The following is a 15,806-nucleotide window of genomic DNA, read 5'->3' as shown; positions in this document are numbered from 1 at the left end:
AGTTATGAAATCCGCACTGTTCTTTTTGATAATCCTGATGCCGGCTTTTCCGGCTTTTGCCCGGCAACCGGCAGGAAAATTGCCCGACCCTCTGGTTTTTAACAACGGCCAGAAAGTAAAATCCGATGCTGAATGGAACAAGCGTCGGCAGGAAATCCTGGAAACGATGACCACGCAGATGTACGGCACTTCGCCGGAACGTCCGGAAAAAATGCAGTTTGAAGTTTTTGACACGGATAAAAATGCAATGAACGGAAAAGCAACCCGGAAACAGGTTACGGTACACATGCAGGAAAAAGGAAAAGAAGCAAGTTTTGACCTGCTGATATATATACCCAACAAAGCAGAACATCCGGTTCCGGCCATTATCGGTCTCAATTTTCTCGGAAATCACGCCATCAGTAAAGATCCCGGCATAAAACTGACGAATGCCAGGGTGGAAAACAGTAAAATGTTTCCCTGCGCTGTAAACGGAAAAGCAACGGAAGCTTGCCGTGGTACCAATTCCAGACAATGGCCGCTGGACAGCATTCTGGACAGTGGATTTGCTTTGGTAACCATGTACCGCGAGGAAGTTGCTTCCGACCGGAAAGAAGAAATGTTCAGAACAGGCGTCCATACGCTTTTTCCCGAACTGCAGAACCGCGAGGATAATTTCAGTACAGTAGCTGCATGGGCCTGGGCGCTGAGCCGCGGAATGGATTATCTGGAAACGGACAAAGATATTGATGCGAAGAAAGTGGCGGTTTTCGGATTTTCCAGACTGGCCAAAGCCGCACTCTGGGCCGGAGCAACGGACAAACGTTTTGCCATGGTCCTCAGCAATGAATCCGGAGCCGGCGGCGGCAAGCAGTTCCGGCGCGGAGTCGGTGAAAACATCCGCAGGTTATGTACCGTATTTCCGCACTGGTTTGCCAGAAGTTTTTCCCGATACATGGATCAGGATCAGGAACTTCCGTTCGACCAGCACTTTGTACTGGCGCTGATTGCACCCCGGCCGGTTTATCTGGCAACGGCGCAGGGCGATGTCAATTCCGATCCGGAAGGAGAGTTTGAAACGGCAAAGGCATCCGATGCGGTTTACAAATTTTTGGGCACCAAAGGATTTCCCGGAACCGTGTTTCCAGCTGTGAATCAATCAGTTTATGCACAAATCGGGTTCCATATACGTCCGGGCGGCCATGATGTTACAAACTTTGATTGGATTCAGTTTTTAAATTTCTCTAATTTACATTTGCAACAATAGAATCTACATACCTTTTAATTTACAAATCAGCTAAATGAGCACCTATTCCCCGCCGGTTACAAAATCAGCCGCCAAGTTTACAGAAAATAAGTATTTGCTGACCTTCATTTTCGTTACTTCACTTTTCATGTTCTGGGGAATCGCCATTACAATGGCCGATGTTCTCAACAAACACTTTCAGCACGTTCTCAGCCTGACCAAAACGCAGTCGGCATTTGTTCAGTTTGCTATTTTCGGTGCATATTTTGTAATGGGTATTCCTGCCGGATTGTTTATGAAACGGTTTGGTTACAAAAACGGCGTACTGCTCGGACTTTCGCTGTTTGCGGCCGGTGCGTTCCTTTTTGTGCCTGCGGCAGCGGCGGCGTCTTTTACGTATTTCGGGATTGCATTGTTCATTCTGGGCTGCGGACTTTCCACGCTTGAAACCGTTGCACATCCGTTCGTAGCCTCGCTCGGCGATCAGCGCACGAGTGATCAGCGGATCAATTTTGCACAGTCTTTCAATGCACTGGGTGCCATTCTCGGACCTGCAATCGGTTCGTATTTTTTGTTGAGTACCAACGTCGAAGGCAGTACGGACCTTACTTCTGTAAAGATGCTTTACATTGCCATCGGTTCGGTTATTTCCCTGATTGCCATTTGCTTTGCTTTCGTAAAAGTTCCGGAACTGATTGATCCGCATGCGGCGGAAGCAGACCCGGCAGCAGCAAATACAGATCTGGCACCGGGAAAAAGCCTTGTTCAGCACCGGCATTTTGTATGGTCCGTTATCGCGCAGTTCTTCAACGTGGCGGCACAAGGCGGAACCTGGGCGTTTTTTATCAATTACGGTCATGAGAAAATGGGCTTTTCAGATGCTACGGCCGGAAATTACATGGTATTGTTCATGGGCATGTTGCTGGTCGGACGTTTTGCGGGTACTTTTTTGATGCGCTTCATTGCACCTCCGACCTTGCTGGCCATTTTTGCACTGGGTAATATCCTGATGTGTGTAATCATTGCACAAAACTTCGGATGGCCTTCGTTTATCGCCTTGCTGATGATCAATTTCTTCATTAGCATCATGTATCCGACGATCTTCAGTCTCGGCCTTAAAAACCTCGGCGCACATACGCAGCAGGCTTCTTCCTTTATTTCCATGGGCGTTGTCGGCGGAGCGGTTTTCCCGTTTGCAATGGGCGCTGTTGCAGAATACGATGTTGCAGCAGCATACTATCTTCCGATTATCTGTTATTTCATGATTTTCTTGTTTGGTTATAAATTCTATAAAGTACAATAATTATAAATGAAGCTCTGGGGAATTGATTTAGGAGGCACTAAGATCGAATGTGCTGTTTTGGACACGGATAAAAATATGGACGTTGTGGCGCGCATGCGTCTTCCGACGGAATCGGCCAACGGCTATGAACATATATTGTCCCAGATTAAAAAACTGATCGATATGGTTTCCGAAGAAGTCCGGGAAAAACCTTCCAAAGTAGGGTTTGCTACGCCGGGCGTGCTGGAACCGGATTCGCAGCTGATGAAAAATTCAAACACCATTTGTCTGAATGGCCAGCCGCTGAAAGCAGATCTTGAAAGGGTGCTCGGAATTCCCGTACAGCTTGCCAATGACGCCAATTGCTTTGCACTTGCCGAAGCTTTGATGGGCGCGGGAAAAGATTATCCCGAGGCAGAAGTGGTTTTTGGTGTCATAATGGGAACAGGCGTAGGCGGCGGACTGGTCGTGAATAATAAAATCATTGCCGGCCATCACGGGATCGGGGGTGAATGGGGCCACAATATTCTGGAAGAGAACGGAGATCCGTGTTACTGCGGAAAGGCGGGCTGCGTTGAACAGGTTATTTCCGGCCCGGCGCTCGAACGCTTTTACGAGCGGACAAGCGGCAGCAGGCTTTCTCTGAAGGAGATTCTGGCAGCTTATTTTGCAGGAGAAAACGAACATGCCGTTGCCACCATTGAACGTCTGCTGGAATATTATGGCAAGGCAATTTCCACGCTGACCAACGTACTGGATCCGGGACTTATCGTCATAGGCGGGGGCGTAGGCAACATTGATCTGCTTTATACGGAAGGATATGAACGCATCCGGAAATACATTTTTAACAAAGGTGTGATTACAACCCCGATCCTGAAACCGAAACTCGGCGACAGTGCGGGTGTTTTTGGTGCTGCGCTCCTGTAAGACAGTTTATTAACCTCTAAACAATCCATACGTATGAAAAAGCTGGTACTTGTATTCCTGTTCCTGAATTGCTCCCTTTTTGTTTCCGCACAGTCTGTATGGAAAAGCGACAAGGCACATTCGCAACTTAAATTTGACATCACGCATCTGGGCGTTTCTACCGTTTCCGGCGCATTTACCGACTTTGATGCAACGATTACGGCTTCAAAACCGGATTTCAGCGATGCCATATTTACACTTACAGCAAAAACCGAATCTATTAATACGGGTGTGGACAAGCGCAATGAACACTTGAAATCGGCCGATTTTTTTGATGCAGCTGCTAATCCGGAAATTACTTTCAAGAGCAGTACGGTTAAAAGTGCAGGCAAGGACAAATTTCAGGTAACCGGCGATCTGACCATGCACGGCGTTACCAAACCCGTAACGCTTGAACTTACGCACCGCGGAACCGTTACGAACCCGATGAGTAAAAAACCGGTTGCCGGTTTCCGTGCAACCGGAACAGTAAAAAGAGCTGATTTCGGTATTGGTGCAAAATTTCCTGCGCCTATGCTCAGCGAAGAAGTAACCATTATCGCCGATGGTGAATTCGGTCCTGCCAATTAAAATATTCAAACCGATTTATGTACAAGCTTAAAGTTATTTCGTCCACTGTAAGGCCAGGCAGAAAAGGTCCTTTGGTTGCAGCATGGATTCTGGAAGTTGCACGCCAGCACGGCAGTTTTGAAGTAGAGTTGCTCGATCTTGGGGAATTGAACCTCCCGATGATGAACGAGCCGAACCATCCGGCCATGCGCAAGTATGAACATGAGCATACCAAAAAATGGAGCGCAACCATTGATGAAGCCGATGCATTTATTTTCGTAACGGCAGAGTATAATTTCAATTATCCTGCTCCGCTGAGAAATGCGCTGGAATACCTGGTTCAGGAATGGCATTTCAAGGCAGCCGGCATTGTAAGCTATGGTGGCGTAAGTGCGGGAACACGCGCGGCAAACAGCCTGAAAGGAGACCTGGCAACGTTCAAAATGGTGCCTTTGACCGAAGCGGTCAATTTTCCGTTCTTTACCAATAACATCAATGAACAGGGAGAATTTGTCGTGAATGAAACTTCGGTGAAAGCGGCAAAGGCCATGCTGGATGGTATTGTCAGATGGACGAAGGGCCTAAAAGGGATCAGAGAAAATCAGTAAAGCCACTTTTCCGGAAAGCCTAATAAAGGTTTGATATAACCAGGTAATCTTGTCAGGTTGCCTGGTTATATTTTTGAAACCGGTCTTGACAGTCATTGTCATGATTTGCCCTTTGATACAACCCGTTTACATCGTGCCTGCCGGCGGTATATTCAGCTGAATACAGTACGGAGTTTATAGCAAGTAAATCGTTTTACCACGTTGCTTTTACTGCATAAATCATCCGTTTTTCAAACAGATCCATTGTATGAGTACTGCCGGAATCAGTCTGCGCATCCGTTCCATTGATACCGTCCGTGGCGCCATTATGGTCATTATGGCACTGGATCACGTCCGTGACTATTTTCACATTACGGCATTTACGGCCGATCCCCTCGATCCGCAAACGACAACGGCTGCTCTTTTTTTTACACGATGGATCACGCATTTCTGCGCACCGTCCTTTTTACTGCTTTCCGGTATTTCTGCTTACTTGTCGGGACAAAATAAAAGCACTTCGGAAAGTTCCGCTTTTCTGATCAAACGCGGATTCTGGCTGGTTTTCGTGGAAATTACTTTCATGACCTTTGCCTTTTCCTTTGATATAACTTTCAAAACGACGTTTCTGGCCGTACTCTGGTCGCTTGGATGCAGTATGCTGTTACTTGGGCTGCTGATCCGTGTTTTCAGTCCGAAAAGCATTTTGATGATCGGGCTGGTTATTTTGTTTGGCCATAATTTGCTGGACTATATCAAGCTTGCTCCCAATTCGGCACTGGACATTTTTCTCGGAATCCTGATCACAGGCGGAGCAAGGTTTTATCCGCGGGGCGACGGCGGCATGCTGGCATTTATGTACGTGATTCTGCCCTGGGCCGGGCATATGCTTGTGGGTTACGGCCTCGGAACGCTTTACAAAAGCAGTTTTCCGAAACAGAAAAGACATAATATCCTGATCTACGCAGGCTTGACTGCCATGGTATTGTTTGTGGTAATAAGGCTGGCAAACGGTTACGGCGATCCTGTACACTGGTCCGGACAAAAAACGGGTTCAAGGACTTTCCTTTCCTTTCTGAACGTTACCAAATATCCGCCTTCGCTGCTTTTTACGCTGATGACGCAAGGGCCGCTGCTGATTCTGCTTGCGTTTACGGAAAACAGCAGCAACCGCATCGCCCGAATCCTGACCGTTTACGGCAGAGTGCCGTTCTTTTACTTTCTGGGCCATTTTTACCTCATCCATATCCTGACGATGGTTGCGGTGCTTTCATCCGGCTACACTTGGCAGCAGGCTACGGCTCCCGATCTGTTTTTCAAGTTCAGGCCTGCCGATTTTGGCTACGAACTGGGTTACGTATACCTGATATGGATCGCCGTTGTGGTGCTCATGTATTTTCCATGCAAATGGTTCGGAAACCTGAAAGCCCGTAAGCGTTCTCCGTGGCTGAGTTACCTTTAAGGAAAATCAGAATAGCTCACAGATTTCAGTTCCATTCCATGACAATGCCTTCAAATCCTTCCAGTTTGTCCAGTTCAAGATGGATGAAACCGTTTTTTGCCTGAAATTTAACTGCCTTTCCGTTCGCCAGCCCGAACACTTTTTTCGGCGCTTTATCCGATTTGATCCTGAATTGGAGATTATAAAGGGGCAAAGGTTCGAAATAGGTGTTACCGCTGAAACCCGTAAGGTTCACGAGGTGAAGAATCATGCCCTCACTCGTTTTTTTCTCCCGATTTGCATCCGTATTTTTTATAAATTCCTTTACGATGACTTCCACACGTTCGGGTGCATTGGTCTGAACGGTTTCCTTGGCTTCGGGCAAAATATAATCAATTGCATCCAGTAGTAAATTTTTATGTTCCTGATAGCCATGTACATAGTATAGCTTTCCAAGATTTACGGGAAAAATGGCAGCTTTGCTCTTTTCATGATTTTTGATTCCCATTGCATAGTAACCTGTCAGGTCATGGCCGCCGATGATTTCAGGCGGACCCGGACGGCCTTTGGCAAGGATCGGAAGCAGTTGCTGATCTGCACCTTTCAGATCGTATAATCCCAGATTGAATTTCCAGAACAGCATTTTTTGTCCCGGAAATCTTTTAAAGATGCTCCTGTCGTCCGGAACAAGGTAATTTCCTGCGCCGTCATTGTCTTTCTTTTCAATTTTAGCCCCGAACAGTTCCTGCAAGGTTTCAGGACTGTCGAACAGGCTGCGGCTTGTTGCAATCAGACTGGTGCCTTGTCTGCTCGCCTGTTTCAGCGTTGCGATGGATTCCGGTTTCAGGTAAGTAATTTCCGGAAGGATCAGTAATTTGTAACCTTTTACTTTTTCGGCCAGATTGGCAATTTGTCCGTCTTCAATGATATCAAACGGAATATGCGCTTCCTTTAACATCAGCTGAATGCCGCGGTATTCCTGCATCGGATCGCCGCTGGGCCATGCGCCGGGGGCAATAACAGCTATTTTAGCAACGGACTTGTACTTTCCGAAATAAGGCTCATGCTTCTGATGAAAGGCATATACTTTCCGGATTACGTCATAATTCCGCTCGTCTTCATAGCCGCGCATATCGCCCATCATGCTCAGGTCCAGGCCCGAGCCATTCGCCATATTTTCATAAAGCCTGATCTGTACTTCCTGCGGTTCGACAGCATTATAGCGCGACTGAAACGAAATTTGCTGGATACTGGCATTGCTGATAATATGTTCCGGAAAAGAATTCACGGCATTGGCAACGTTGTCCGAAGCAGTATAAGGCCAGTAAGGCAACGTGGTCATGCTTTGTGATTCATGACGGATAATATCAACATATTTGTCGGAATACGTACAGATTGCAATCTGGCTGTTTCTGGATTTTACCAGCTTATGCAGGCGTTCAGACCAGTCTTCAACGGTTTGTTTTTTGAATTCAAGATATTTCTGGAATAAAGTATCCGCCTTGTTTTCCTCCGTTGGCAACTTCATCCCTCCTGAAAATGCTGCAAAACGCTTCTTGTCGTAATCATTCTGATCAATGCCGTGGTATTTGCCTTCATACGGATTATTGACCTGATATCCCGGCATGTTCAGAAAAATCCCGTCTATCGGAAAAAGACTGATGACTTCTTCAATGATTTTAAAAGCTTTTTCCTGGACATATGGCGCGTTGATGGAAACTACGTACATGTCTGTATTAATGATCCGCTCGCCTTTGGGTGAAATATAGCACCAGTCGGGATGCGCCTTGAAAATGCTTTCATGCACCCGGCTGAAATCAAACCGGACAATGACCCGGATTTTCTTCTCATGGCATTTCCTGATGATGTCGCCAAGCACATGGTTATCGGTGGAATAAGGATTCTGATAATGAAAATCAAGCTTGGTCGGGTAAAATGCCATGATACCGCCTGCATTGATGAGCAGCGTATTGGCCGAATACTGCACCAAGTCTGCCACAATGGAATCTGCATGGATCGTGGCTCCTTCGTACGCCGGAAGGTTCATCTGAATAACGCGGAGATTATTTTTCTTCCACCAGAAATCTTCTTTTTTAACAGTTTGGGCAAAGAGAGAACCGGCACCTAACCAAATGCAGAGCAGCACTGAAATTTTTTTCATCCGTAATTTGAAGATCATTTTGAAGAAAAGACGGCTGGTCTTTGTCATCTACTGATTTTGTAACCGGCTGGGAAAGGGTTTAAATGTCCGTTTACTGCGGATCAATCCCGGTGCCTGTATGTAAAAGCCACGATAAAAAGCAGCGCACCGACAATGCCCAGCGCAACCGAAAGGGAGGTGACCTCGGCAATAAAACCGATGAACGCAGGCCCGACAAGCTGTCCGGAATAGCCAAGCGTTGTAACGGCTGACAATGCAATAGAAGGAGGAATGTTGGGAAAACTGCCGGCGGCAGTAAAAAAGACGGGAACGACATTGGCCGCACCCAGTCCGACCAGTACAAAGCCGGCAATGGCAGCCAAAGACGAAGGCACCAGAACGGCCAGCAGAAATCCGGAACCGGCCAGCATCGTGCCGTAAAACACCACTTTCGCAGAACCAATGCGATGAATGATTTTGTCACCAGTCAAACGCATAATTGCCATGGCAACCGAAAATGCAGCATAACCGACGCCGGAAAGCGACGGATCAAAGTTTCTTGAAAACTGCAGAAATACAGCACTCCAGTCCAGCATGGAACCTTCGGCGAGAAACAGTACAAAACACATTAGCCCCAGATATAAAACCGGACCTTTGGGCAACTGGAAACCGGTACTGTCTATTTTTGCCTCTTCGGAATGCGGAAGCAAATAGCGGGACTGTGTCACAGCAATCAGGATCAGCAAAGCCGAAATGCTGACCGCAGCGACAGTTGGGGACAAGCCCGCTTTGATTAGAAAGCCAAGGCCAATGGAACCAATCAAGCCGCCCAGACTGAACATGCCGTGAAAAGAAGACATGATGTGGCTGCCGTGACGTTCCTGTACCAGTACGGCCTGCGCGTTCATGGAAACATCAATACAGCCAATGCCGGCTCCAAAAACAAAGAGTGCAGCCGCCAGCTGCCACGGATTTTTGGCCATCAGCAGCATGGGCAGCAGTATGGCAATGATAAAAGCGGCAATCAGCGCAATTTTTCTGCTTCCGTACTTATTGATCAGGATTCCCGTCATCGGCATGGTGAAAATGGCGCCCGCACCCAGCGAAAGCAGCACAACGCCGAGGTCGGATTCATTCAGGCCGAGCGAGATTTTTGCAAAAGGAACCATTGGGGCCCAGCTTGAAAGGCCGATTCCGCAAACGAGGAAAATGAGCAATGTAGCTCTTCTGGCAGCACTGATTTGTAATACTTGATCCATGAAAAGAAGATTAAAAAAATGATCAGAACTGCAAATTAGTAGAAATCTGCAGTTCTGATCATTTTAACTGATTGCCGTATGATAAAAAAGCCTGCCGGAAGTTACTTACCGACAGGCATAGGGAAATTTAGATATTCTTCTTTTTGGATTCCTTCACAGCGTGGTCAACGGCACGTGCTGTGAGCGCCATGTAAGTCAGCGACGGGTTCACGCATGACGCCGAGGTCATGGCTGCGCCGTCGGTTACAAATACGTTCTTAACCGCATGGATCTGATTGAAACCGTTCAGAACCGAAGTTTTCGGATCGCGTCCCATTCTGGCTGTTCCCATTTCATGGATCGCCATGCCGAGGTAAGATCCGTTATCGTATGTTTTTACATTTTTAACACCTGATTTTTCAAGCATTTCGGCAGCATCGTTCATCATATCCACACGCATTTTTTTCTCGTTTTCACGGAGTTCTGCGTCAAATACAACAGCCGGCATTCCGAATTTATCCTTGTTGTTCTTGTTCAGGTACATGTAATTGTCATGGTACGGCAAGGTTTCACCAAAACCGCCAAAACCCATAGTCCAGTTGCCCGGCGTGGTCAGTTCTTCCTTGAATTCGGCTCCGAAAGCAAGTTCGGCAATGTTCCGCTGCCATCCCTGACGGCCGCCGCCGCCCTGATAACCAAATCCGCGCAGGTAATCACGCTTGTCAGAACCGATGTTGCGGTAACGCGGCACATAAATTCCGTTTGCACGGCGGCCGAAATAGTACTTGTCCAGATCGCCTTCCCAAACGCCGCTTGCGCCGGTGCGGAAATGGTGATCCATCAGATTGTGGCCCAGCTCGCCGGAATCATTGCCCATCCCATTCGGAAAACGGTCGGAAGTGGAATTTAGCAGCAGTGCAGTGGAGGCAAGCGCACTTGCGCAGACAAAAATCAGTCCGGCAAAATATTCTTTTTCCTGAAGCGTAACGGTATCCACAACGCGCACGCCTGTGGCTTTTCCGGTTGCGCCGCCGGAAGTTTTTTTGTTATCGTAAATGATTTCCCTTACCACCGAATCCGGGCGCAAGGTAAGCAAGCCGGTTTTTACAGCCGGCGGAAGCGTACTCGACTGCGTACTGAAATAGGCACCGTACGGACAGCCCAGTGCGCAACGGTTGCGGTACTGGCACGGGGCACGGCCTCCTTCCAGCTGTATTTTGGTCGGCTGCGACAGGTTGGCAACACGGCCAATGGTCATGGTACGTCCGGGAAATTCCTTTTCAAGGCGTTTGCGGACTTCTTTTTCCACAAAATACATATCCATCGGCGGGATGAAGTCGCTGTCGGGAAGCTGCGGCAGTCCCAGTTTTTCACCTGATATCCCGACGTGTTTTTCAACGTATGAATACCAGGGCGCTATATCTTTATAGCGGATCGGCCAGTCAACGGCAATGCCGTCTTTCAGGTTTGCTTCAAAGTCAATGTCACTCAGCCGGTACGACTGGCGTCCCCACATAATGGATTTTCCACCGACAATGTTCGGCCGGAACCAGTCGAAGCGTTTCTTTTCCTCGTATGGAGAATCCATGTCGTTCATCCAGTAATTTTCCGTAAGTTCATTATACGGGTAATCGCGGGAAAGGAACGGGTGTGTTTCAATCTGTTTTACGGTAAGCCTGCCGTTATATTTGGTTTCCCAGGGCGCTTTCATGGCATTTTCGTAACCGGATACGTGTTCCAGGTTTTTGCCTTTTTCAAGCATCAGCACTTTCAGACCTTTTTCCGTAAGTTCCTTTGCTGCCCAGCCGCCGGATACGCCCGAACCGATTACGATGGCATCGTATGTAATTTCTTTTACTGCGTCAATATTTAAATTCGCCATTTATTAAGAGTTTTATGGGTATTGGTCAGCGATTGTCATTTATTGTAAATAGTGGCCTTGGATTGTCATGAATGGTCATTTAATTGTCAATGATTGTCATGGATTGTAATCAATGGGTATGAATTGTTATTGAGTTGTCATTGATTGTCATGAATGGTCATTTAATTGTCAATGATTGTCATGGATTGTAATCAATGGGTATGAATTGTTATTAAGTTGTCATGAATGGTCATTATTTAAGTGGGTTTGATGACAATCTGCCGGATCATTTTTACATGTTACAGCGCCCAGCTTTTCTGACCTTTCGGCATGGGCCAGCTTCCATCAAATCTGCCCGGAACCGGCAAATAGTCAAGTGCCTGCGTTGCACCGATTTCCGAAGTGAAATATCCGGTCAGCGTAAGGCCTTTCATCTGTAAAAAGAAAGGTTTGTCGGAGACAGTAGTGCGTTTTACAATATCGATCTTCTGCGCAGCATCCAGTTCGGTAAATCCTTTTCCGTAAACTTCCTTGCTCTGGCCGTTCACTTTTTCCAGACCGTCATAGAATTTCTTCTGGTCTTCTTCCTTATAGCAATCCCGCATGATCCGGGTAATGAATTTTTCTGCACCGGCTGCTTTGGCTCCCGGCGTTCCGGTTGTGGGAATGATCACATCCGCAACTTCTGCCAGTAAAGCTTCCTGCTGGTCTGTAACTTCCACCGATGGTCCGAAATTCAGTTTTTCACCCATGATGCCGGCCATCAGGGGAGCAGATATCGTACCTCCCAGCAGGAAGGTTAATGTTTGAACAGCTTCTCTACGGTTCATTATGTAAGAAATTAATTAAAAATAGGAATAATTTATAAATCGAACTTAAATATAAGCATGAAGATCCGTATTATCAGCATCAACGATCAAGAAGACAAAAATCGTCAAAACTACTTCCTTGATCCGTAAGTTCAGTCAGCTCTGCCGTTGGCTCATCGCATTTTTTAAAATAAATCCCAAGTGACCATATTTGAATAATATTCTGAACCAGGGCTTATAAAGACATCAATTATTTTACCATTGGATTGATGTACGAGTTTGAAGGTTAAGTAATAGAGGAACGTTGAGTAAATAATGCAGATATCTTTCCTGAACTTTCAGGAAAGATATTTTTTTAGATATGACCTTGAAACAAAATGCATTTACAGTTTTTAAAAGCTTAAAATTACAAAGTCTCATTCACAACATTTTACCTTTTACTAACGGACTATGGGTTTAAGAAGTATTGTTGAAGAAAAGATCAGGCAATCAAGGCTTACGCCATTACAAAAGGAAATGGAGCGAATATTGAAGCTGCCCAGATTTACAGTTGATCTTGCCCATGTTTTTGAGAAACCTTTCAAATTTCATGATACAGAATGCTTTGTTAATACTTACAATGAAATTTTTATTAATGAAATATATCATTTCAAACCGGTTCCGGAAAAAGATGTCATTCTGGATTGTGGCGCAAATATGGGTTTAAGCGTACTTTATTTCGCCCGAACTTATCCTGATCATCTTATTTACGCCTTTGAGCCTGAAACAGAAATATTTGCTATTTTAAAAGAGAATGTAGAAACTTTCAATCTGACAAATGTCCGGCTATTTGAAAAAGCAATCTGGAACAAAGAAGAAACCCTGGAATTTTATACAGATAAAGGAATGGGAGGGAGAGTTGTAATGTCTTATGAAAATCAGGAACCAACGAGAATTGATACTTTAAGATTATCGAATTATTTAACAGATAAAGTTGATTTTTTGAAAATTGATATTGAAGGTGCTGAGGATACCGTTTTGAGAGATTGCAAAGATAAGCTTTCTCAAGTCGGATCTTTTTTCTTTGAGTATCATAATGATGTAAATAAGCCTCAAACGCTTCATGAATTGCTAAACATGATAAAAGATATCGGATTTCATTATTATATTAAAGAATCAGGCGTAAGAAGAAGCCCGTTTATTGATACAAATCTTATTTGCGAATCTTTTGACATGGCCATTAACATTTTTTGCTATAAATAAGATTACAGGCAGATATTTACCAAAATGATCTATTTTATAACTCGAACTGACTGCTATTTGAAAAAAACAGCTAATGCTGAAACTTCAAATCGTCCAAACTGAATTGTAGCTTTTTTTTGTTGGTCGGTTGATTAAAATCTAAAAAGGAAATCTTAACCGAAAACTTTATCGTTAAAATTTCATATACACTGATGTAGGCGGAATTACTTCGGCATGGGAAAATGACTTTTTATAACCGGATTTCAGTTCAGCCAGTTGTTTGTTTTTCTTCTGCATTTCCAGACTTCGATGCAATCCGACTTGCGACCAGCCATTTCCCGGATTCCGGATCAGATCTTCACGGTAAACTTTCTCTGCTTCCACAGGCTTTTTAATCTTTAACAAAATAGCACCCAGGTATTGCCGTGCCGGAAGCGGCCAGTCATTCGGCTCGGTATAGATCAGATTATCTTCTAATTCAATTGCATTCCGCAGCGATGCAAGAGCGGCATCCGGTTTTTCCTGAGCATATAAGATACTGGCATTCAGAATGTTTTCTGCAATGTGTGCAATCGGAAGCGGCGCATTAAAAGGAATCCGGCGCTTTTCCAGAATTTTATCTTTTGTATTAACCCGTAAATCTGCCAGTTCTTTCAATGCCAGTTCCGTATGCCCCGTATTTACGTAAGCCATACCTCTGGAAAAATGATGAAGCAGCGATGCGTATGTCCAGCTTGCGTCAGGCAACAAACTGTCTTTCAAGATTTCATCCCATTTGCCCAGCCGGACCAACGTAAGCTGAGGCAGCATGTACAAATACTGATCATATGTATTTTCATGACTAGGCGAAACTGTGTTGCGGCATCGGATTGCGTCACGCATTCCCGTCTCGTACATGCCGCCGCTCATGGCACAGTAAGTCTGCACCGCAAAATAATGCGCACTGTGTTTGTTCAGCGAAAGGTGTGCTGCGAGCGAATCATAAAGCAGCAGGTTGCTGTCGGCAAGATCATTTACTTCAACGCCACTCGCATAAAGTCCGTTGCGCTGATATTCATGGCTTGACATATGCACCATATGCGCAACGCCCGGAAACAGGATTTTCAGCTTGTCGGCATTAGGCAGCGCAACTTCAGGATGATGCGATGCTTCGGTAAGATGAATATGATAATGCAGCGCGGCAGGATGATCCGGGTTTTTCCTGAGGGTGCCTTCGCAAAGTTGAACAAGTTCTTCGGTCCATTCCTTTGCAGATCCGTTACTGTTCCAGAAATCCCAGGCGTGAATAAGCATAACCGCATCCACATACAACATTTTGATATCCTGATCATCCGGGTATTTTTCAATCAGTTTGCGCATGCCTGAAGCGTATGCAAGATTCAGTTCTTTTCGTTTTGTGTCCGCAGCATCCGTTGTGTAACGAAGCGCCATGGCTTGCATCAGGTCTTTTTCTTTTGCTGTTGCGTTGTCCGAAACCTGATAGAGTTGCTGTAATACAGGCTGTACTTCGGCGGGCATTTTATAAGCATGTGCCGCATTGTAATAGGGCCCCATAGCCAGCGCTTGTCCCCAGAATGCCATGGAACAGCCGGGATCAATACGGGCAGCTTCCCTGAAAGATGCCAACGACTCTTTCATATGGTAACTGTAATACAGGTTCAGGCCCTGATTAAAGTAATACTGTGCACTGTCTTTGGAAGTTGAAACTGTGTAAGAATATTTACCCCAACCCGGTAACGCCGAAACAGACTTTCCATTGGCATCCGTACTCACATTTGCTCCGGATCCTGAGCTGCACATGGTTATACTTTCCGGCACCAAGGCCGGCCGGGAATTATTTCCTCTGTAAACGAAAAGAATGCCTGAAAGCAACAGGACCGGAAACAGGAACAGAAGAAGTATATTTTTCATAATCTAAATTCATCTTGGGAAATGATAATTGCAAATTAATGAAAATACATCAGGAAATCAGATCGGGATTAAACGTATGAAATGGTATTTTGGCAGTTATGAACATTGTTGTGGTATATGGCCGGGTATTTTCGTCGTGGCCACTTTTGCGGAGTTTAAAACCATAAAAACCAAAACATTGCTACAAACAGGAAGGCCCTGCCGGGCTGGTCATGTGGCTCCTGCGGAGCCGCCTGTTTATAGAAAATCCAAGAAAAGTTGTGCATATGAAGGCTCCTGCGGAGCCGCCTTTTTCCAGTAAGGCAACTTCTCCCGAGTTTAAAACCATAAAACAAAGGCATTGCTACAAACAGGAAGGCCCCGCCCGGCCGGCCATGTGGCTCCTGCGGAGCCGCCTGTTTATAGAAAATTCAAGAAAAGTTGTGCATAAGAAGGCTCCTGCGGAGCCGCCTTTTTCCAGTAAGGCAACTTCTGCCTAGTTTAAAACCATAAAAACCAAAACATTGCTACAAACAGGAAGGCCCTGCCGGGCTGGTCATGTGGCTCCTGCGGAGCCGCCTGTTTATAGAAAATCCAAGA

The 15,806-nt window shown here is 45.8% G+C and carries 13 protein-coding genes; 8 read left to right on the top strand and 5 right to left on the bottom strand.

Translation table 11 applies throughout. From position 1 onward, the window contains the following. Window positions 1-4 precede the first annotated feature (4 nt). The 6 genes from FEM33_RS14325 (at window position 5) to FEM33_RS14300 (ending at window position 6,068) form a co-directional block, all read left to right on the top strand. Window positions 5-1,246 (top strand): glucuronyl esterase domain-containing protein, encoded by a 1,242-nt coding sequence (locus tag FEM33_RS14325; RefSeq protein WP_139012681.1) that lies wholly within the window; start codon window positions 5-7, stop codon window positions 1,244-1,246. 34 nt (window positions 1,247-1,280) lie between these two features. Then, the gene (fucP, locus tag FEM33_RS14320; protein WP_139012680.1) at window positions 1,281-2,528 is read left to right on the top strand and encodes an L-fucose:H+ symporter permease; all 1,248 of its coding nucleotides are present in this window, start codon (window positions 1,281-1,283) and stop codon (window positions 2,526-2,528) included. A 6-nt stretch (window positions 2,529-2,534) separates the two neighbouring features. Beyond that, the gene (locus tag FEM33_RS14315; RefSeq protein ID WP_139012679.1) at window positions 2,535-3,434 is read left to right on the top strand and encodes an ROK family protein; all 900 of its coding nucleotides are present in this window, start codon (window positions 2,535-2,537) and stop codon (window positions 3,432-3,434) included. Window positions 3,435-3,467: 33 nt separating this feature from the next. After that, the gene (locus FEM33_RS14310) at window positions 3,468-4,043 is read left to right on the top strand and encodes a YceI family protein (RefSeq protein ID WP_139012678.1); all 576 of its coding nucleotides are present in this window, start codon (window positions 3,468-3,470) and stop codon (window positions 4,041-4,043) included. 17 nt (window positions 4,044-4,060) lie between these two features. Further along, window positions 4,061-4,630: an NADPH-dependent FMN reductase gene (locus FEM33_RS14305; RefSeq protein WP_139012677.1), complete on the top strand. Its 570-nt coding sequence runs from the start codon at window positions 4,061-4,063 to the stop codon at window positions 4,628-4,630. A 247-nt stretch (window positions 4,631-4,877) separates the two neighbouring features. After that, window positions 4,878-6,068: an acetyltransferase domain-containing protein gene (locus FEM33_RS14300; protein ID WP_139012676.1), complete on the top strand. Its 1,191-nt coding sequence runs from the start codon at window positions 4,878-4,880 to the stop codon at window positions 6,066-6,068. A gap of 25 nt (window positions 6,069-6,093) precedes the next feature. Here FEM33_RS14300 and FEM33_RS14295 read toward each other — a convergent pair whose 3' ends face one another. The 4 genes from FEM33_RS14295 to FEM33_RS14280 all read right to left on the bottom strand — a co-directional run bounded on the left by FEM33_RS14295 (window position 6,094) and on the right by FEM33_RS14280 (window position 12,116). After that, window positions 6,094-8,208 carry an alpha-amylase family protein gene (locus tag FEM33_RS14295; protein WP_139012675.1) on the bottom strand — a complete coding sequence of 705 codons (2,115 nt, stop codon included), beginning with the start codon at window positions 8,206-8,208 and terminating at the stop codon, window positions 6,094-6,096. Window positions 8,209-8,309: 101 nt separating this feature from the next. Next, window positions 8,310-9,446: an MFS transporter gene (locus FEM33_RS14290; RefSeq protein ID WP_139012674.1), complete on the bottom strand. Its 1,137-nt coding sequence runs from the start codon at window positions 9,444-9,446 to the stop codon at window positions 8,310-8,312. A 127-nt stretch (window positions 9,447-9,573) separates the two neighbouring features. Further along, window positions 9,574-11,307 (bottom strand): GMC oxidoreductase, encoded by a 1,734-nt coding sequence (locus FEM33_RS14285; protein ID WP_139012673.1) that lies wholly within the window; start codon window positions 11,305-11,307, stop codon window positions 9,574-9,576. A 278-nt stretch (window positions 11,308-11,585) separates the two neighbouring features. Then, entirely contained in the window at window positions 11,586-12,116 is a 531-nt protein-coding gene (locus FEM33_RS14280; protein WP_139012672.1) for a gluconate 2-dehydrogenase subunit 3 family protein, read from the bottom strand. Window positions 12,117-12,545: 429 nt separating this feature from the next. Between FEM33_RS14280 and FEM33_RS14275 the strand changes: the two genes are divergently transcribed. Beyond that, a complete protein-coding gene (locus FEM33_RS14275; RefSeq protein WP_139012671.1) occupies window positions 12,546-13,337 on the top strand; it encodes an FkbM family methyltransferase in 792 nt (263 codons plus the stop codon). A gap of 171 nt (window positions 13,338-13,508) precedes the next feature. On the opposite strand, the gene FEM33_RS14270 is transcribed toward FEM33_RS14275, so the two are convergent. Continuing rightward, a complete protein-coding gene (locus FEM33_RS14270) occupies window positions 13,509-15,227 on the bottom strand; it encodes a hypothetical protein (protein ID WP_139012670.1) in 1,719 nt (572 codons plus the stop codon). Between the two features lie 266 nt (window positions 15,228-15,493). On the opposite strand from FEM33_RS14270, the gene FEM33_RS14265 reads away from it, so the two are divergent. Continuing rightward, window positions 15,494-15,706 (top strand): hypothetical protein, encoded by a 213-nt coding sequence (locus FEM33_RS14265; RefSeq protein WP_139012669.1) that lies wholly within the window; start codon window positions 15,494-15,496, stop codon window positions 15,704-15,706. The last annotated feature ends 100 nt before the right edge of the window (window positions 15,707-15,806 follow it).

Origin of the sequence: Dyadobacter flavalbus, from assembly GCF_006149045.1 — a bacterium.
GTDB classification, from domain to species: domain Bacteria; phylum Bacteroidota; class Bacteroidia; order Cytophagales; family Spirosomataceae; genus Dyadobacter; species Dyadobacter flavalbus.
The sequence above is the reverse complement of the archived record's forward strand: the minus strand, read 5'-3'. Positions and strand labels throughout refer to the sequence as shown.